The following is a 17849-nucleotide window of genomic DNA, read 5'->3' as shown; positions in this document are numbered from 1 at the left end:
CCCGAGCGCACCGACAACGGCAGCGGCGCGGCGGGTCAAGGCCCCCGAGCGCAGCGTCCGTAGGCAGCAGCGCCCGCCAGGGCGCTGTCGCCGGAGGTCCGCAGCCCCGCACGTCGCGCCTCTCGCATGTCCCCCTGCCTCCTATCCCCACGGCCTCCTCGGCGCCATTCATCCCACCTCTCCACGGCGCGCGACGACTGCGGGGCGGTGCGCGAGGGGGCGCTTGCCCGTCGCGCCGCCCCCTCCATGCCACCATGTCCGAGAACTCGATCACCCTGGTCCGACGGCCAACGGGGGTAGCATCGCGCGGGCGGGTTCGAGTACCGTAGCCCCGAGAGCCGTACCGACGCCGCGAGGGAGCTATCCCGTGATCGTGATGAAATTCGGCGGGTCCTCGGTCGCTGACCGGGCGCGGCTCGCGCATGTGGCCGAGCTGGTGGCGAAGCAGCCGGGGCCGGTGCTGGTGGTCGTCTCCGCGCTCGGCGAGACGACCGACGAGCTTCTTTCGGCCGGGGAAGCCGCCGAGCGAGGGGACGCCCAGGCCGTGGCGCGAGCCCTCGAGCTCCTCGGGGCGCTGCACGAGGGGGCCTGCGAGGAGCCCGAGACGCGGGCCGAGGTGGGGCGGCTCCTCGCCGAGCTGGCGAGCGTGCTCGAGGGGGTGCGCCTGCTCCGCGAGCAGAGTCCCCGTACGCGCGCGCTCCTCTCCTCTTTCGGCGAGAGGCTCTCGGCTCCGCTGCTGGCGGCGCACCTTCGCGCCCGAGGACGCGGGGCCGAAGCGGTGGATGCGCGCTCGTGCGTGGTGACGACGGAGGACTATCTCGGAGCGGAGGTGCTGCTCGGGCCCACGCGGGCGGCGGCCCGGTCGCGACTCCGGCCGCTCCTCGAGCGCGGCCTGGTCCCCGTGGTGACGGGGTTCATCGGCGCGACCGCGGCGGGGGTCACGACGACGCTCGGGCGCGGCGGCTCGGATTACTCGGCAACGCTCCTCGCGAACCTGCTCGAGGCGAGCGAGGTCTGGATCTGGACCGACGTCCCCGGCATCTTGACGGCGGACCCGCGCCTGGTGAAGGAGGCGCGCACGCTGCCGCAGGTCTCGTATCGCGAGGCCGCCGAGATGTCGTACTTCGGCGCGCGCGTCCTGGCCCCGCGCACGATCCTGCCCGCCATGCAGGCGGGGATCCCGGTCCGCATCCTGAGCACCTTCGCGCCGTCGGAGCCCGGTACGGTCGTGGGGCCGACGAGCCCCGACGCCCCGGCGGGGGTGAAGACGGTGACCTCGATCCACGACCTCGCGCTGGTCACGCTCGACGGGCGCGGCATGGCCGGGGTCCCGGGGGTGGCGCGCCGCATCTTCGAGGCCAGCGAGGCCGTCTCGGTGAACGTGGTGATGATCTCGCAGGCCTCGTCGGAGCAGACGGTCTCGCTCGTCGTCCCGGCGGCAGACTGCGAGCGCCTCGAGCGCGCCATCGCCCAGCGCTTCGCCGCGGAGCTCGCCTCCGGCGCCGTCGAGCGCGTGGTCGTGGATCGCCCCGTGGCGGTGACCTCGGTCATCGGCCAGGGGATGGCGGGGACCCCGGGCGTCTCGGGCAAGCTCTTCTCGGCGCTCGGCAACGTGGGGGTCAACGTGCTGGCCATCGCGCAGGGGGCTTCCGAGCTCTCGATCTCCGTGGCCGTGCGCGAGCCCGACGCGGTGCGCGCGGTGCGGGCGGCGCATACGGCCTTCGGCCTGACGCGGGTGGCGAACCTGGTGGTCCTCGGGGCGGGCCGCGTCGGGCGGACCTTCCTCGGGCTGCTGACCGAGACGCGGCGCAGTCTCGAGGCCGAGCTCGGCCTCGAGCTGCGGCTCGTGGGCCTCGCCAGCAGCGGCCGCTGGGTCGTCGATCACCAGGGGCTCGACCCCGCCGTCGCGGTGACCTCGCTCGCGCAGGGGGAGTCGCGACCGACCGACGAGGAGCTCCTCGCGGCCATCGTCTCGGGGCGGTGCACGGACGTGATCCTCGTGGACCTCACGGCGGCCGACACGACCGAGCTCCACGCGCGGGCGCTCTCGGCGGGGCTGCACGTCGTCACGGCGAACAAGCTGCCGCTCGCCGGCCCGCTCTCGGCCTACCGGCGGCTGATGGGCGCGGCGCGCCAGGCGGGGGTCAGGTACGGCTACGAGACGACCTTCGGGGCGGGGCTGCCCGTGCTGCACACGCTGCAGGAGCTCGTGCACACGGGGGACAGCCTGCTGAGCATCTCGGGCTGTCTGTCGGGGACGCTCGGCTTTCTCTGCTCGCGGCTGCAGGAGGGCTCGCGGCTCGTGGACGCGGTGGAGTCGGCGCGCGAGGGCGGCTACACCGAGCCCGACCCGCGCGAGGACCTGAGCGGTCGCGACGTGGCGCGCAAGGCGCTGATCATCGCGCGGGCCGCCGGGATCCTCCTCGAGCCGGAGCAGGTCCAGCTCGAGCCGCTCGTACCGGGCCTGGAAGGCGGACTCTCGCCGGCGCTCGGCCGGCACGCGCCGCACCTCGCCGCGCGGGTGGAGGAGGCCGCCGCGCGCGGGGAGGTCTTGCGCTACGTGGCCGCGATCGGGGCCGACGGGGCCACAGTGGGTCTACGCAACGTCCCGGCGCTCGGGCCGCTCGGGCAGCTCCAGGGTCCCGACAACCTCCTCGTCTTTCGCACCCGGCGCTACGACGCGCACCCGCTCATCATCCGGGGGCCGGGGGCCGGGGCGGAGGTGACGGCGGCGGGGGTGCTGGGAGACGTGCTGAAGATCGCCCGACGATAGGGGCGAGTGGGCAGAAGCACGTCGTTCCGCCGAATAACATGGTCGCATCGGTCGCGAGGCGCCCGGCAGGCAAGGAGCGCCGAGCACCGGAGCGGAGCAGCCTTGTGGCGCTGTGAGCACCGGAGCGGAGGTGCGACACAGCCTGCCGGGATGGATCGCGGCCAAGGCGACCGTGTTCAGAGCTTCGTGCGTCGCAGCCGGAGCGCGTTCGCGATCACCGAGACGGAGCTGAAGCTCATGGCGGCGCTGGCCACCATGGGGCTGAGCAGCGCCTTGTAGCCGAAGAGCGGGTAGAGCACCCCCGCGGCGAGCGGCACCCCCGCCAGGTTGTAGAAGAAGGCCCAGAAGAGGTTCTGGCGGATGTTGCGCAGGGTCGCCTGGCTCAGGCGCCGCGCGCGCACGATGGCGCGCAGGTCTCCCCGCAGGAGCGTGATCCCCGCGCTCTCGAGGGCCACGTCGCTGCCCGTGGCCATCGCGAGCCCCACGTCGGCCGCGGCGAGCGCTGGCGCGTCGTTCACGCCGTCGCCGGCCATGGCCACCACGCGTCCGGCGGCGCGGAGCGCGCGCACGTGAGCCGCCTTCTCCTCGGGGAGGACCCCGGCGTGCACCCGGGTGATGCCGAGGCGGTCGGCCACGGCCTTGGCCGCGAGCTCCTGATCGCCCGTGAGCATCACGACCTCGAGCCCGTCCCGTCGGAGCTCGGCCAGCGCCTCGCGCGCGCCGTTCTTGATCGGGTCGGACACGCCGAGGAGGCCCACCACCGCGTCGTCGAGGGCCACCCACAGGACCGTCTGCCCCTCTTGCTGCAGCGCCTCGGCCTGCGAGCGCCCCGCGTCCCGGTCGAGCGAGAGCTCTGCCAGGAGCGCGGGGTTGCCGACGGCCACGCGCCGCCCCTTCACCGTGCCCACGATGCCGCGCCCGTGTCGCGCTTCGAAGGAGGCGAGCTCCGCCAGTGGGACCCCCTGCGCCTTGGCCGCATCCACCACCGCGGAGGCGAGAGGATGCTCGCTGCCGAGCTCGAGCGCGCCGGCCCAGGCCAGGAGCTCCGCCGCCGGCAGCGAGGAGAGAGGGAGCGCGCTCGCGAGGCGAGGCCGCCCCTCGGTGAGCGTCCCCGTCTTGTCGAGGACGAGCGTGTCCACGCGTGCGAGGTGCTCGAGCGCAGCAGCGTCCTTGATCAGCACGCCCGCCGAGGCGCCGCGGCCCGCGGCGACCATGATCGACATGGGAGTGGCGAGCCCGAGGGCGCAGGGGCAGGCCACGAGGAGCACCGCTACGGCGCTGACGAGCGCGTGGGCCAGGCGTGGCGCGGGCCCGACGCTGGCCCAGACGGCGAAGGTGGCCACCGAGGCGAGCATCACCGCCGGCACGAAGTAGGCCGCCACGCGGTCGGCGAGGCGCTGCACCGGCGCGCGGCTCCGCTGGGCCTCGGCCACGAGGCGCACGATTTGCGCGAGCAGCGTGTCGCGCCCCACGCGGTCGGCGCGCATGACGAAGGTGCCCGCGCCGTTGAGGGTCCCGGCCGTCACGCTGTCGCCGGGCCCCTTCTCGACGGGGATCGGCTCACCGGTGAGCAGCGCCTCGTCGATGGCGCTCTGCCCCGAGAGGACCACGCCGTCCACGGGGACCTTCTCCCCCGGACGGACGCGCAGCCGCTGGCGCACGTGCACCTCGGCCAGCGGAAGGTCCCGCTCCTCGCCGTCGTCGCCGAGGACGCGGGCCGTCGGAGGGGTGAGCTTGAGCAGCGCCCGGATGGCGTTGCCGGCTCGCTCGCGCGCCTTCAGCTCGAGCACCTGGCCGAGCAGCACGAGGGTGGTGATGGTCGCCGCCGCCTCGAAGTAGAGGCCGACGCGGCCGTGGGCGTCGCGGAAGGCCGGCGGAAAGAGCTGCGGCGCGAGCACGGCCAGCACGCTGTGCAGGTACGAAACCCCGGTTCCGAGGGCGATCAGCGTGAACATGTTCAGCGCGCGGTTCACGAGCGAGGCCCAGCCGCGGGCAAAGAAGGGCCAGCCGGCCCAGAGCACGACCGGCGTGGCGAGCGCGAGCTGCACGAGGCCGAGACGCGAACCGTGGGCCAGCCAGCCGAGCGAGAGCGCGGGCACGAGGTGACTCATCGCGAGGACCACGAGCGGCGCGGTGAAGAGGACGGCCACCGCGAGCCGGCGGCGGAAGTCGACGAGCTCGGGGTTCGGCGGCGCCTCGAGCGTGATGACCTTGGGCTCGAGCGCCATGCCACAGAGCGGGCAGGCGTCGGGGCCGGGACGCACGACCTCGGGGTGCATCGGGCAGGTGTACTCGACCGTGGCCCCCTCGGGGATGACCGCCGGAGGAGCCGCAGGCGTCGCGGCGTGGTGCGCACAGCAGGGTTTGAGCGGGGCTTCGGCGCCGCCGTCCACGCCGGACACGACGACCTTTCGCACCTTGAACCGGGTAGCCAGGCCGCCCGACGCGGGGCCTTCCGCCGGCCGCGCGGCCGGGGCGTCCGTGGTCGTCACGCCGGGGGCCTTCTCCGACGAGGGAGCGGCGCTAGCCGGGTCCTCCGCGCGCGGTGGATGTTCTTCGCCCATGCGCTAGATGATTCCTCAATCGCGTACCACGCGCCAGCGGGCATCCTTTCCGACGGAGCGCCCGCGACGGTCGCCCGCCGAAGGAAAGGACTCCCACCGGCTCTCCTCGACGCTACAATCCCTTCCATGCACGAAAACGACTGGCTCTCCGTCTTCGCCCCGGCCACCGTCGGCAACGTGGGTCCGGGGTTCGATGTCCTCGGCCTCGCGCTCGAGCAGCCCGGGGACACCGTGCGGGCGCGCAAGCACGGGGACCGGGACGTCGTGCTCCGCCAGGTGAGCGGGGGGCACAGCCTCCCTCCGCAGGGGGCGCAGAACACCGCGGTCGTGGCAGCGTGCGCGGTGCTCGAGCTGCTCGGCGAGCCCTTCGGCGTGGAGCTCGAGCTCCACAAGGGGATGCCGGTGGGAAGCGGGCTCGGCTCCTCGGGGGCCTCCGCCGCGGCAGCCGCCACGGCGGTGAACCTCCTCGCCGGCTCGCCCCTCTCCCCGGCGGCGCTCATCCCGGCCTGCGCCGAGGCGGAGCGCGTGGCCTGCGGCTCGGCCCATGCTGACAACGTGGCCGCCGCGCTCCTCGGCGGCGTGGTGCTCGTGCGCCCCGACGGTCACGCGGTGCGCCTTCGCACCGGCTTGAAGCTGGCCCTGGCGCTCGTGACCCCCGCGCAGGAGCTCGAGACCCGCGTCGCGCGACAGGTCATCCCCGCCGCGATCCCCCTCGGCGAGGTGGTCGCGAACAGCGCACACCTCGCGCAGCTCGTCTACGGCCTGGCCGTTTCCGACGCCGAGCTCCTGCGGGGCGCGATCGTAGACGTCATCGCCGAGCCGCGGCGCGCCCACCTCATTCCCGGCTTCGCCGAGGTGAAGGCCGCAGCCCTCGGCGCCGGGGCGCTCGGCGCGAGTATCTCCGGCGCCGGGCCGACGCTCTTTTCGCTCTGCTCCGACCTCACGCAGGCCGAGAACGTGCTCGCCGCGATGGGGGCGGCCCTCGACCGCGCGGGGCGTTCCTACCGCGGCTGGGTCTCCCGGCTCGCCGACGAGGGCGCGCGGCGCGTGCGCTGCTGAACGGGTCTACGGGAGGCGTGGCGTGCAACCTTTGCGGCTCATCGTGATCGGTAACGGCGTGGCGGGCATCACCGCGGCCCGCACCGTCCGCGCCCTGCGGCAGGACGCCGAGATCACCGTCATCAGCGACGAGTCGCCGTACTTCTACGCCCGCACCGCCCTGATGTGGGTCTACATGCGGCAGCTCTCTCGCGCCGCGCTCGAGCCCTTCGAGCGCCGCCTCTGGCGCGAGGAGCGCCTCGAGCTGGTCCACGACCGGGTCGTCGCGCTCGACGTGGCGCGCCGGACGGTCACGCTCGAGAGCGGTGCGACGCGGAGCTACGACCGCCTGCTCCTCGCCACGGGGGCCGAGCCCGCCCGCTTCGGCTGGCCCGGACAGGAGCTCTCGGGTGTGCAGCATTTCTGCACGCTGTCGGACCTCGCCGCGCTCGAGGCCCTCCGGCCCCGCGTCGAGCGCGCCGTCGTGGTGGGGGGCGGCCTCATCGGCATCGAGCTCGTGGAGCTGCTCCTTCACGACCGGGTGGCCGTGACCTACCTCATCCGCGAGCCGTGGTACTGGGACCTCGTCCTCTCGCGCGATGAGGCCGGGCTCGTGCACACGCTCCTGCGCGAGCACGGCGTCGAGCTGCTGCTCGAGGACCTCCCCGAGGAGCTGCTCGGCGACGACCGGGGGCAGGTGCGCGAGCTCGTGACCCGCGCGGGGCGTCGCCTTCCCTGTCAGCTCGTGGGCCTCGCCACGGGGGTCCGGCCGCGCATCGCGCTCGCTCAGGCCGCCGGCCTTCCCTGTGGGCAGGGGATCCTGGTGGACCGCACCCTGCGCACCTCCGTCCCCGAGGTCTACGCGGCAGGCGATTGCGCCGAGATTGCCCTCGAGCCCGACGGGCGGACGCTGGTCCAGAAGCTCTGGTACACGGCGCAGCGGCAGGGCGAAGCCGTCGGTCGCGTCCTGGCCGGTCTCGACGCGCCGTACGATCCGGGGGTCCCGTACGGCAGCGCGCAGTTTCTGTTCTGCGACTACCTGACGGTGGGCTGGTTCCCTCACGCTCCGTATCCACCGGCCGCGGAGCTCCTCGGCCGCGCGACCGCGCCCCGTACCGTGGCCGAGCTCGCCCTGCGCGAGCACGTCGTCCGCTCGCCCCGCACCCGCGCCTCGGCGCGCATCGCGTACCTCGAGAACCAGCAGGTCCTCGGGTTCAGCCTGCTCGGAGCCCGCTGGAACGCCGCGCTCCTCATGCGCTGGATCCGCGAGCGCCGGCCGCTCCCCTGGGTCCTCGAGCACCTCGAGGAGGCCCGCTTCGACGAGGAGTTCCGTCGCCCCCCCTTTCCCGAGGGGACCTCGCGTGCGTGACCGCGGCCTCCCGGCGTGGCTCCTCTCGGCGGGGCTCTTCGCCTTCTACCTCGTGCTCTATTTCACGAGCTGGCTCGACCCGGTCGGACGTGCGGTCTGGCCGCGCGGCGACAAGTGGTCGCTCTACGGCATCCTCTACACCGTGGCTGTGCTCCTCGGGGGGGCGCTCTTCATCCGTCGCAACCGGCGCAGCCGCTACCAGGTGATCCGCACCACCGTGATCATGCTGGTGCAGCTACTGCTCGCGTTCCTTATTCCAGCGTGGATGCGCCTCCTCTCGGGGCGGGACTTCTACTTCAGCTACCTCTGGCCGCTGAAGATCGAATACTTCTACCCGGAGACGATCTTCAGCTATCCGCTCCCCTTCGTGCTCTGGAGCTTTCTCGGCGCCTTGGTGCTCGCGCCGCTGCTCGCCTTCCTCCTCGGGAAGAGGTGGTACTGCAGCTGGGTCTGCGGCTGCGGCGGCCTCGCCAACACCGCCGGCGACCCCTTTCGCCACCTCTCGTCGAAGCGCCGCTGGGCCTGGCGGCTCGAGACGGTGAGCATCCACCTCGTGCTGGTGCTGGCACTCGTCACGACCGCTCTGGTGCTCGTCAACTGGGGGGTCGGCAAGGAGCACCCGCGGTTTGCCCAGCTCGCCTTTCGCGTGCAGGCCTTCTACGGCTTCGCCATCGGCGCGCTCTTTTCGGGGATGCTCGGCGTGGGTCTCTATCCGCTCCTCGGCACGCGGGTCTGGTGTCGCTTCGGCTGTCCGATGGCCGCGATCCTCGGCCTCACGCAGAGGGTCGGTCGCTTCCGCATCGCCACGCAGAAGGAGCTCTGCATCGGCTGCGGCAACTGCTCGCACGCCTGCGAGATGGGCATCGACGTGCGCGCCTACGCCATGCGCGGGGAAGAGATCCGTCGCGCCTCCTGCGTGGGCTGCGGTATTTGTGCGCACGTTTGCCCGCGCGGCGTGCTGCGCCTCGAGAACCGGAAAGGAGGAGCGCCATGACCGTCGTCCGGCCCGCCCTCTTCATGGCCATGCTCCTCTGGGCGACGCCCGCCCGAGCTGCGGACCTCGACCACACGGCGTGGGATCGCCTGCTGAAGGCCCACGTCAGCGCCGGACGGGTGAACTACGCGGCGCTCGCCGCCGGCGGACGCGCCGAGCTCTCGGCGTACCTCCAGGCCGTCGCCCGTGCCGACCCTGCGCGCATGGGCCGCGCGGCCGAGCTGGCCTTCTACCTGAACGCCTACAACGCCCTCGTGGTCGGCCAGGTCGTGGCGCGCTGGCCCAAGGTCGTCAGCGTGAAGGAGCTCCCGGGCTTCTTCGACCGCCACACGCACGTCGTGGGCGGGCGAACGCTGACCCTCAACGAGCTCGAGAACGCGGTGCTCAGGCCGCGCTTCCGGGACCCGCGGATCCACTTTGCGCTGGTGTGCGCGGCGCGAAGCTGCCCCCCCCTCGCGTCGGAGGCCTTCCGTGGAGCGACGGTCGAGCGCGCCCTCGAGCGGCTCACCCGGGCCTTCCTGCGGAGCCCTGCCGGCGTGGTGCTGACACCGACGGAGGTCCGGCTCTCGCGCCTCTTCGACTGGTACGCCTCGGACTTCGGCGGCGCGGGAAAGGTGTTGGCCTTCGTCGCGCGCTACCATCCCGCGGGGAGCGCGCTGCTCGTGCCGCGCCGTCGGGTGACCTTCCTGGCCTACGATTGGGCCCTGAACGGCAGGTAGGCGTATACTAGCGACGCTCCGGCGGTGGCCGAGGCTGGGCCGGCCATCCCCGAGGGGGATCCTTCAGAGGCGGTGGGAAGAGACGAGACGCGCGCGCATGTCCGGGGTGCCGTTCGCATACCCGCCCGAGGGGGCGGTGATGGTTTCCGCCGAGGGGGCTGTCGTGCTGGCCCACGACGGGTTCGACGGCCGACCGCTCTGGCAGCGGACCCTCGACGCGACGGTGGTGGGGCTCGCGGCCTCTCCGTCCGGCGTGGCGGCCCTCGACGAGAGCGGGCTGCTCTCGAGACTCGCGCTCTCGGACGGCGCTCCCCTCGCCGCGAAGGCGGTGGCGTCTTCGGTGCGCGCCTTCGCCCACGCGGCCCGTGCCGAGGTGGCGGCCATCCTGACCGAAGGTTCGCTCCTGCTCGTGCCGGGGGACGAGCTGCCGCGCACCGTGGCGCAGGTAAGCGCCTTCGCGGTGGCGGTGCGGGCCGACGGCTCGGCCATCGCCGTCGGACAGCCCGACGGCCGCGTGCAGGTCTTCGATGCGGCGAGTCGCACGCTCCTCGGTGGCTGCCAGGTCCAGGCGGCGGTGCAGTCCGTGACCTGGAGCCCGCTCGGCCACTGGGTGGTGGCGGCCGGGCAGCAGATCGTGGCCGTCGCCCCCGATGGCAGTCACGGCGAGCTCCGCTACACGGCACGCGGCAACGTGGTTCCCGAGTGCCTCGCTCCGAGCGTCGACGGCAAGCTCCTCGGCTTTCGCGCGGGCCCGCACCTCGTGCAGGTCCTCGAGTGGGGGCGGAGTCGCCTCGTCGGCAGCGCGGTCTACGAGCGGGAGGTAGGGGCCGTGGCCTTCGGTGCCGGTCGCTCGCTCGGCGTGGGGCTCGACGGTGGGGACGCAGACCGGCTGGATCTGGTGACCGAGGAGGTCTTCAGCACCACCGGGCATCCGGGCCGTCCTACGCGGAGCTGGACCGTCGCCTTGCGGGTCGAGCGCGGGCTCCTCGCCGACGTGTTGCCGCAGGTGGCGCCGCCGACCGAACGCGTGCCGCCCCTCGCATCGCGCGAGAAGCGTGGCGTCCCGCCCACGCGTCGCGTCCTTCCCTGGGTGCTCGGGCTGCTCGTCGCGGCGCTCGTGGGCGCGGCGGGCCTCTGGCTCGGCATCCTGCGTCGGTGAGCTACGGCGCTTCCCGCTCTACGGCGGGAACTTCGCGCAGTCGTGGATGTCCACCCGGTCGAGGTCCCACGGCATGGTGCCGTAGTCGTGGTAGCTCATGCAGTTGAGCCCGTCCTCGCCGGCGTTCATGCCGCTCAGCTTCCACTGGGGACGCTCGATCTCCCAGATCCCGTTGCAGGCCAGGATCGAACGCGCGGTGCCGTGCGTGGCGCTGTCCGGGAAGTCGCTGACCTGGGCCTTGCAGACCCATTCCTTGACCATCTGCCCGTTCAGCGAACCTTGCATCGCGCACGAGTCGAACGTGAAGCAGAGTTTGCTGCCCGTGGACTGCTTGTTCCAGCAGTCCACGTAGGCCACGGCCACCATCAGCAGGTTCTTCGCATCGGTGGACGAGCCGCTGAGCGCGATCTTCTTCGCGCAGGTGCCGCCATTGGCGGCGGTGCAGGATTCGTCGGCCGCGCACCCCGTGCAGCTCGCACCTTGAGGCTTGCTGCACTTGCCGCTGGCATCGCCGCTCGCCGGTCCGTCTCCCGCCGGCCGCAGGTCACCGGTGGGCGTCCAGATGTCCGGGATCGGGCCGCCGCCGTCGAGGTACCCCCATCCTCCGTCCCCGAGCGTGAACCCGTCCGCCTTCGCCCGGGCGTCCTTGCGCCCCGTTTGACTGCTCCCGCAGCCGGCGACCAGCCCGGCGAGCAGCGCTCCGCAAAGCCATCTCTGGGTCTTCATGCGTCGTCCGTGCCATCCCTGCGCGTGAGGTGCGCCACGAGGCGACGATCAGTTTACACCATCACCATCCGTCGCGCGCCGGTCACGACGCGGCAGCGGACCCGGCCTGGCTGGCGTCGAAGGCGGCCCGCAGGCTGAGCGCGAGCTGCACGCGGTCGCTCACGAGCTTCGTCATGCGCTCTTGCACCTCCTCGGGGGCCGCGAGCAGGGACCAGGCCGAGGCGCCGTCGTCCTCGATCGTCGGAGCGCTCGTCAGCCGCTCCACCCACGCGATGCGCTGCGCCGGGGGCGGATGGCTGTCGTAGGCCGACCCCGCGTGCTCCATCGCCTCGGCGAAGGCGGCCTCCACCTGATCTTCGAAGCTCGCCGCGGGGAGCGTGGCCTCCGGGCTCTCACCGGCCGCGTCCGCCGCCGTGTTCGTGGGGCTCGTCTCCGCGCTCCGCGTCGCGACGATCGACGCGGCGTCGGGGGCGGATAGCCGGTAGAGGTTCCGGATCGGCCGGGCCTCGGCGATGGCCTGCTCGATCTCGTGGTTCGTGCGCAGGTCGAACTCGATGCTGCGCCGGATCACCGCGCGAAGGCCGTCGCCGAAGGCCTTCGCCCCGCAGGTCAGCGCGGCCCACCGATCGGCCAGCACCTCCTGCAGGCGCGAGGCGCCGTGCGAGACGCGCAGGTAGATGCGGTGGAAGGCGTTGAGGAAGAGCCACGCGGGATTGAACCAGGTGGCCGCGCCGCCGCGGGCCATCCCCTCTGCGCTGGCCAGGATCGTGCGACGGACGTGCAGCGCCAGCCCGCCACCGGCCGTGTCCCGGTTCGAGAAGTGGCCGTACTCGTGCGCGAGGATCGCCCGGAGCTGGGTCGCGGTCAGGCCGTCGAGCGCGCCGAGCCCCAGGATCAGGCAGCGCTGCGTCTGCCCGGACATGCGCTTCCAGAACGAGCCGCGCTCGAAGACGGCCACCGACGCGTCGGGGACCAGATAGACGGCATCCACGGGGCGCGTGCCGATGGTCTGGGCCAGCTCGCGCAGCATGGCGAAGAGGGCAGGGGCCTGCGCCTCTTCCAGGCGCTCCCCCGGGTCCTCGTCGCGGACGCGCGCGAAGAGGCTCTTCAGCATGGCCCACAGCGTGATGACCGTGAGTATCGCCACCACCGCGACGAGCTTGATCGGGATGCGTCCGAGGGCCACGAAGCCGTAGATGATGCCACCGCCCGCCCCGATGACCAGCAGCAGCACCATCGGCAGCGACAGATAGAAGTAGAAGGAGGTGACGCCGAGGACCGCGGCGTAGGCCTTGCGCACGCGTCGCATGCCGGCCGAGGGAGTCGTGGTGGCCTCGGGGCTGGCGAGCGCGACCGCGCGCAGAGTGAGGCGCGACAGCACGACGCCGACGAGGAGCAGGAGCACGAGCCCGCCGGCCCACCCCGCCGCGGTGAGGCCGACGTAGCGCGCGTAGCGCCAGTTCCGCGCCTTGGCCCCGATCCCCGACTCGGCCAGGATGCGCTCCGCCTCCGACGCGGGAAAGCCGAGGGCCTGCGCGCGACGGATCTCGCGCTCCGCCCGCTCCCAGTCCTCCATCGCGGAGGCGTGGATCCCGCCGTAGAGGTGCGTCAGCATGGCGTCGGGGCGGAGCTGGCTCAGGGCCGCCACCGCGCGGCCGAGCAGCTCCTTGTCCCCGAGCTTGATCGCCGACGCGGCGACAGCGGTGCAGCTCGGAAACTCGCTCGCGTCGCGTCGCAGCACCTCCTCCGCGACGGCCCGCAGCTCGCGCCGGAGCGCCGGGGCGTTGAGGCCCGCGTGGCGCGCGGCGGTGGGGCCCGTGAGCGGAAAGAGCGCCCCGAGGAGCGCGAGCCGGCTCTCCGGGTCGTCCCGGATAGCCCGCGCGGCCCGTGCGGCCTCCAGCTCCGCACCGGGGGGACGAACCGCGGCGGCGGAGGGGCTCGCGGCACGACCTGCCGGCTGCGCCCTGGCCGCCCCCGCCAGGGCCAAAGCGACCACGATTACCACTCCTTGTCCTCTCAGGTGCATGCCTCGCTCCCTTCCTTCAGGCCCCCGGCCGCCGGCGTTTGGCTCCGGCTACCTTCCCTTGGGGCCTCGTGCCGGCCGCTTGTCGCAGACACATTTTGGAGATACGAGCCCCGCGGGCGCTTCTCCCTGGCCGTTGCCAACGCGCAGCCCGCTGCGCCATAGTGCCGGCCATGCACAACCCGGGTCGGACGTCGTGGCTTCTCGCCGCCTTGCTTTTCACCGGCTGCGTCACCAAGGAGGCGATCTTCGTCGACGGGCCGCCCCCCGTCGCTCCCGACGCGGCGGTGGCCGACGCGCAGGCCTGGGGCGATCTGCCGAGCGGCCCCGCCCCGGAGCGGTCGGTCTGCACCGAGACCATCGACGTGGTCTTCGTGCTGGACGTCTCGAGCTCGATGGACTTCGTCCTCGACAAGCTCGAGCGCGAGATCGATGCCGTGGTCACGGCCTCGAACGCGCTGGCGAAGGATTCGCACTTCGGCCTCATCGCCTTCGTGGACAACCATCACCTCGACGTGAGCGGCCCGCTCGACGGGGGCAAGGTGCACCAGGCTGCCGACACGCTGCGCGCCGCCTTCCGTCACTACAAGCAGACCTACACCATGCCGAACCGCAACCCGGGCGACGGACCGAGCGGCCCCACCACGCAGAACCCGGTCTGCGAGGAGAACGCCCCCGACGCGCTCGTGGCGGCGGCGAAGGACTTCCCGTGGCGCGCCAAGTCCACGCGCGTCGTGATCCTCGCCACCGACGACACGTTCCTCGAGCGCCCCGACAACTACGGGGACCGCGACGGCGACGGGAAGATGGACAAGACCGACTGGCCGAAGGAGGGGGACTACCCGGCGGGGCAGACGCTCGCCGACGCCGTGACCGCGCTGAAGGGGGCCAAGGCGCGCGTCTTCAGCTTCTCCCGGCTGAGGCCCCCCGACCCGCTCGACTTCCAGGCCTACCTGTCGAAGTGCGGCACACCCAGACGGCACCCCTGGGAGGCCGTGAGCTGGGGCTGGAGCGCGACCTACAAAGGACAGGCGCCGATCCCCGACCAGACCGACGGCAAGAATTTCGATCTGGACGAGGTACGCCGCGGCAAGCTGTCCCTCTCGGAAACGATCAACCACGTGGTCGTGCAGAGTCGCTGCAACCCGATTGACAAGTAGGTCCCCTGCGGACCGGAGGTCGAGACGCCATGAGATCGTTGAGCGTGATGCTTGGATTGTTTTTCGCCGCGGCGCTGGTGGGATGCGGCGGCAAGATCACCGTTGGTGACGGCTGCACGCGCATCGCCGAGGCGGCCTGCGCGCAGGTCGTGCAGTGTGGAAGCACCGTCGACCAGGCGGCGTGCGTCGCGGACAGTAAATCCCGCTGCTGCGGGAACGCCGGCACCTGCGACAAGGAAGAGGCCCGCGGCTCCGGGGGGATCGACGCCTGCGTGACGGCGCTCAAGGCCCGCACCTGCGACCAGGTGACGGCCGGCACCGCGCCCAGCGAGTGCCAGTAGCCCTTTCTTTGGCCTCTGCGGTCACGGCGCGGGTGGTCCGGCCAGACGTAGGATGCGCGCACAGAGGACATCTGTAAGGAGCCTCGGCCGATGAAGACCTCGCCGCATCTATTGTCGACCTTCGCCCCCGGGTGGCTGGCGCTCCTGGCCGGGCTCTGGAGCGGTTGTCCCGGAGAGTACGCGTCGCGCCCCTCGGACGGCCGCCACGACAGTCTGGCCGAGGCGGGCGTCGGTGCGCCCCTGCTGGACGGCGAGGTCTCGACCGCCCCCATCTACGCGCGCGACGGATCGTTCGACGGGCCCTGCGCGGAGGCGCGCTTTCCGCTCACCGAGACGCAAGAGACCTTCGCCGTGCCGAAGAACGCGCGCTACATGCACGTCAAGGCGTGGGGCTCTGGGGGCAACGGCCAGGGGCTCTGCACTCCCAAGGTGGACGCCGGGATGGGCGGCTTCTCCGAGGCGGTCTTCGCGGTGGAGCCGGGCGGCGCGGTGGAAGCGGGGACGCCGCTCATCGTGATCGTGGGCAAGCGCGGGCGCTCCGGCTCGACGGGCGAAGAGGAGATGCGCTTCGGCTTCGGCAACCGCGGTGGGGGCGGCCTCACGGGCATCTTCCTCGGCCCGGAACGCATCACCGAGAAGAGCGCGGACAAGGCGCTCGTGATCGCCGGGGGCGGCGGTGGCGCGGCCAGCGTCTCGTGCGCGCCCGCGGGCCCCGGCAACCACGACAAGCCCGAGCAGGCGGGCGGCCAGCCGACGATGAAGGGGGGCGACGGGGGAGAGCCCGGCAACGGCGGCGCCGGGGGCTATCGCGGCGGCGCCGGCGGCGGCAAGGGGAAGTCCGGCCGCGGCGGCACGGGCTTCGTGCATCCGAAGGCACTGCAGCAGCAGGTGCTCTTCGCCGACCCCGGCAGCAGCGCGCCGCGCAAGAGCGACGACCCCGAGTACGACGGCAAGGCTGGCAAGGAAGAGGCCAGCGGCTGGATCGTGATCAGCTTCAACTGCAAGCGCCCCAACATCAGGTAGCCGGCGGTTTCCAGGCCGGGTCGAGCTCGACGAGCGTCGCGCCCCAGCCCCCCGCGGCCTCGTCCCCCAGCCGATAGGTCACGACGATCGCCGGCAGCCGTTCGAGGATGGCGTGCACCGACCGACGGAGCGCGCCGGTCCCCTTGCCATGCACGAGTCGCACGGAGAAGATCCCGCGCGCGTGGCACTCCTCGAGATAGGCCGGCACGAGCTCGCCGAGCTCGCGCGGATGGAAGGTGTGGAGGTCGAGCGTCCCGTCGATCGGGACTTCGATCGCCTCGGGCGCCTCGGGCGCCTCGGGGAGCGCCTCGTCGTCGTCCGAGTCGCGTGGGCTGGACATGCGGTGAGTATGGCACGGAGGACCCGCGCCGCAGAGCCGCCGCCCATCGACGGTGCACGCCGGCCCGCGCGATGCGTCCGAGCATGAGCGAAGCCGAACTCGCCGCGCGGTTGCGCTCCGTCCCCTGGCCGGCCCTTGCCGGGTGTCTGCCGCAGGTGCGAGCGGCAGTGGAGCGGGTGCTCGCGGGCGAGCCGGCCGAGCGCGTGCTGGACCGCGCCCTGCGCGAGCCGGCCTTCGGGCGCGACGAACGGGCGGTGATGGCCGAGGCCGTCTTCGGCGTGGGCCTCTGGCGCCGACGTCTGGCCTACCAGGCGGGGTCCGACGCGACGGGAGCGCTCCTCTTCGCGCTCCTCAGGGACCTGGCCGGCCTGCCGGAGGAGCTGGCCGGCGAGCTCTCGGGGCTGCGCGCTCCGTTTCCGCCCCCGCGGCCGCCTCCGTGCGAGCTCGCCACGCGCTGGTCGCTCCCCGACTGGCTGGCCGCCTGCCTCGTGCGGAAGCTCGGCGCCGACGGTGCCGAGGCCTTCGCGCGGGCGGTGAATCGCCCCGGGCCGATCGCGCTTCGCGCCAACCTGCTCCGGACCTCGGTCGAGGCGCTGAAGGCGCGGCTCGCCGCCGAGGGAGTCCCGACGCGCGCCGGCGCGCACGCCCGCACCTGTCTCGTCGTGGAGGCGCCGCGGGCGAACCTCCTGCCGTTGCCGGCCTACCGCGAGGGGCTCTTCGAGGTGCAGGACGAGGGGAGCCAGCTCCTCGCCCTGCTCGTCGACGCCCACCCCGGCGAGACGGTCCTCGAGCTCTGCGCCGGGGCGGGCGGCAAGACCCTGGCCCTCGCCGCCGAGCTCGGGAATGCGGGCGCGCTCCACGCCTTCGACGTGGATGCGTCCAAGCTGGCTCGCCTCGAGCAACGGGCGCGTCGGGCCGGCGTCGCGAATCTTCGCGTGCATCGGGGGACGCTCCCCGAGAGCCTCGCCGTGGACCGCGTCTTCGTCGACGCTCCGTGCTCCGAGCTGGGCACCCTCCGCCGCGGCCCCGACCTGCGCTTTCGCCTCGAGCCGGCGACCTTCCCCGCGCTCGAACGCACGCAGCGCGAGCTCCTGGCCCGGGCAGCGCGCCACGTGCGTCCCGGGGGACGCCTGGTCTATGCCACCTGCACCTTGCGCCCCGAGGAGAACGAAGACCCGGTCGCGGCCTTTCTCGCCGCGCGCCCCGACTTCTGCCTGGTCCCGCCCACCTGCCTTCCGGAGGCCTTCCGGCGCGGCCCCTTCTTCGAGGCTCTGCCGCACCTGCACGGGACCGACGGCTTCTTCGCCGCCGTATTCGAGCGTCGACCGGCCTAGGTGATGGAGCGCAGCGAGCCTCCCGTCGGCCGTCGTACCGGGCCGCCAGGGCAATCGAGTTCTCCGGATGGAAGAGACCGGGGAGGGCCCAGGGCGCTCGTGACGCGGGCCCTGGCGGACGCCGCCGCTTGCATGAGCCGGCAGCGGTGCGGAGTGGGCCGGCGCAAGCGGCGGCTCGGGCCCTCGCGCCAGCCGCGGAATGGGGGGGAGGGAGGGCGGCTGGCACTCGGGACGCCGCCCGGGCCTCGCGTCACCTCGCGCCCCCTTGGGCTCCGGTGATCGCGGT

Annotated in this window: 14 protein-coding genes; 10 read left to right on the top strand and 4 right to left on the bottom strand. The window is 73.0% G+C overall.

The annotated features are described in order from the left end of the window. Positions 1-367 precede the first annotated feature (367 nt). A complete protein-coding gene (thrA, locus tag IT371_28870) occupies positions 368-2773 on the top strand; it encodes a bifunctional aspartate kinase/homoserine dehydrogenase I (GenBank protein ID MCC6751700.1) in 2406 nt (801 codons plus the stop codon). A gap of 176 nt (positions 2774-2949) precedes the next feature. Here thrA and IT371_28865 read toward each other — a convergent pair whose 3' ends face one another. Next, positions 2950-5337, bottom strand: a complete 2388-nt coding sequence (locus tag IT371_28865) for a copper-translocating P-type ATPase (GenBank protein MCC6751699.1) — start codon at positions 5335-5337, stop codon at positions 2950-2952. A gap of 126 nt (positions 5338-5463) precedes the next feature. Here IT371_28865 and IT371_28860 point away from each other — a divergent pair, with 126 nt between their 5' ends. From IT371_28860 to IT371_28840, 5 genes are all read left to right on the top strand, one after another. Further along, a complete protein-coding gene (locus IT371_28860) occupies positions 5464-6396 on the top strand; it encodes a homoserine kinase (GenBank protein ID MCC6751698.1) in 933 nt (310 codons plus the stop codon). Between the two features lie 22 nt (positions 6397-6418). Then, positions 6419-7744: an FAD-dependent oxidoreductase gene (locus IT371_28855; GenBank protein ID MCC6751697.1), complete on the top strand. Its 1326-nt coding sequence runs from the start codon at positions 6419-6421 to the stop codon at positions 7742-7744. Beyond that, entirely contained in the window at positions 7737-8738 is a 1002-nt protein-coding gene (locus IT371_28850; GenBank protein ID MCC6751696.1) for a 4Fe-4S binding protein, read from the top strand. Before IT371_28855 ends, IT371_28850 begins: the two co-directional genes overlap by 8 nt. Then, positions 8735-9457: a DUF547 domain-containing protein gene (locus IT371_28845; GenBank protein ID MCC6751695.1), complete on the top strand. Its 723-nt coding sequence runs from the start codon at positions 8735-8737 to the stop codon at positions 9455-9457. The genes IT371_28850 and IT371_28845 overlap by 4 nt, the downstream gene beginning before the upstream one ends. A gap of 97 nt (positions 9458-9554) precedes the next feature. Further along, the gene (locus IT371_28840) at positions 9555-10616 is read left to right on the top strand and encodes a hypothetical protein (GenBank protein MCC6751694.1); all 1062 of its coding nucleotides are present in this window, start codon (positions 9555-9557) and stop codon (positions 10614-10616) included. A gap of 18 nt (positions 10617-10634) precedes the next feature. Here the strand turns inward: IT371_28840 and IT371_28835 are convergent, their stop codons facing one another. Together IT371_28835 and IT371_28830 are read right to left on the bottom strand one after the other, a co-directional pair. Further along, a complete protein-coding gene (locus tag IT371_28835; GenBank protein MCC6751693.1) occupies positions 10635-11342 on the bottom strand; it encodes a hypothetical protein in 708 nt (235 codons plus the stop codon). Between the two features lie 82 nt (positions 11343-11424). Beyond that, a complete protein-coding gene (locus tag IT371_28830) occupies positions 11425-13338 on the bottom strand; it encodes a M48 family metalloprotease (protein ID MCC6751692.1) in 1914 nt (637 codons plus the stop codon). A 200-nt stretch (positions 13339-13538) separates the two neighbouring features. On the opposite strand from IT371_28830, the gene IT371_28825 reads away from it, so the two are divergent. The 3 genes from IT371_28825 to IT371_28815 all read left to right on the top strand — a co-directional run bounded on the left by IT371_28825 (position 13539) and on the right by IT371_28815 (position 15889). Next, complete coding sequence (locus IT371_28825) at positions 13539-14525, top strand: VWA domain-containing protein (GenBank protein ID MCC6751691.1); 987 nt, start codon at positions 13539-13541, stop codon at positions 14523-14525. 29 nt (positions 14526-14554) lie between these two features. After that, complete coding sequence (locus tag IT371_28820; GenBank protein MCC6751690.1) at positions 14555-14866, top strand: hypothetical protein; 312 nt, start codon at positions 14555-14557, stop codon at positions 14864-14866. A gap of 90 nt (positions 14867-14956) precedes the next feature. Next, positions 14957-15889 carry a hypothetical protein gene (locus IT371_28815; GenBank protein ID MCC6751689.1) on the top strand — a complete coding sequence of 311 codons (933 nt, stop codon included), beginning with the start codon at positions 14957-14959 and terminating at the stop codon, positions 15887-15889. Here the strand turns inward: IT371_28815 and IT371_28810 are convergent. Next, positions 15882-16229 carry a Smr/MutS family protein gene (locus IT371_28810; protein MCC6751688.1) on the bottom strand — a complete coding sequence of 116 codons (348 nt, stop codon included), beginning with the start codon at positions 16227-16229 and terminating at the stop codon, positions 15882-15884. The genes IT371_28815 and IT371_28810 overlap by 8 nt on opposite strands. A 71-nt stretch (positions 16230-16300) precedes the next feature. Here IT371_28810 and IT371_28805 point away from each other — a divergent pair, with 71 nt between their 5' ends. Beyond that, positions 16301-17563 carry an RsmB/NOP family class I SAM-dependent RNA methyltransferase gene (locus tag IT371_28805; protein MCC6751687.1) on the top strand — a complete coding sequence of 421 codons (1263 nt, stop codon included), beginning with the start codon at positions 16301-16303 and terminating at the stop codon, positions 17561-17563. Positions 17564-17849: the final 286 nt, after the last annotated feature.

The sequence above is a fragment of the Deltaproteobacteria bacterium genome, assembly GCA_020848905.1.
GTDB lineage: Bacteria > Myxococcota_A > Polyangia.
The sequence above is the reverse complement of the archived record's forward strand: the minus strand, read 5'-3'. Positions and strand labels throughout refer to the sequence as shown.

Bases quoted from the DNA above. Each gene is read 5' to 3' on its own strand.
- IT371_28865 (MCC6751699.1), bottom strand. From the start codon at position 5,337: ATGGGCGAAGAACATCCACCGCGCGCGGAGGACCCGGCTAGCGCCGCT.
- IT371_28860 (MCC6751698.1), top strand. From the start codon at position 5,464: ATGCACGAAAACGACTGGCTCTCCGTCTTCGCCCCGGCCACCGTCGGC.
- IT371_28845 (MCC6751695.1), top strand. From the start codon at position 8,735: ATGACCGTCGTCCGGCCCGCCCTCTTCATGGCCATGCTCCTCTGGGCG.
- IT371_28840 (MCC6751694.1), top strand. From the start codon at position 9,555: ATGTCCGGGGTGCCGTTCGCATACCCGCCCGAGGGGGCGGTGATGGTT.
- IT371_28835 (MCC6751693.1), bottom strand. From the start codon at position 11,342: ATGAAGACCCAGAGATGGCTTTGCGGAGCGCTGCTCGCCGGGCTGGTC.
- IT371_28825 (MCC6751691.1), top strand. From the start codon at position 13,539: ATGCACAACCCGGGTCGGACGTCGTGGCTTCTCGCCGCCTTGCTTTTC.
- IT371_28820 (MCC6751690.1), top strand. From the start codon at position 14,555: ATGAGATCGTTGAGCGTGATGCTTGGATTGTTTTTCGCCGCGGCGCTG.
- IT371_28815 (MCC6751689.1), top strand. From the start codon at position 14,957: ATGAAGACCTCGCCGCATCTATTGTCGACCTTCGCCCCCGGGTGGCTG.
- IT371_28810 (MCC6751688.1), bottom strand. From the start codon at position 16,229: ATGTCCAGCCCACGCGACTCGGACGACGACGAGGCGCTCCCCGAGGCG.
- IT371_28805 (MCC6751687.1), top strand. From the start codon at position 16,301: ATGCGTCCGAGCATGAGCGAAGCCGAACTCGCCGCGCGGTTGCGCTCC.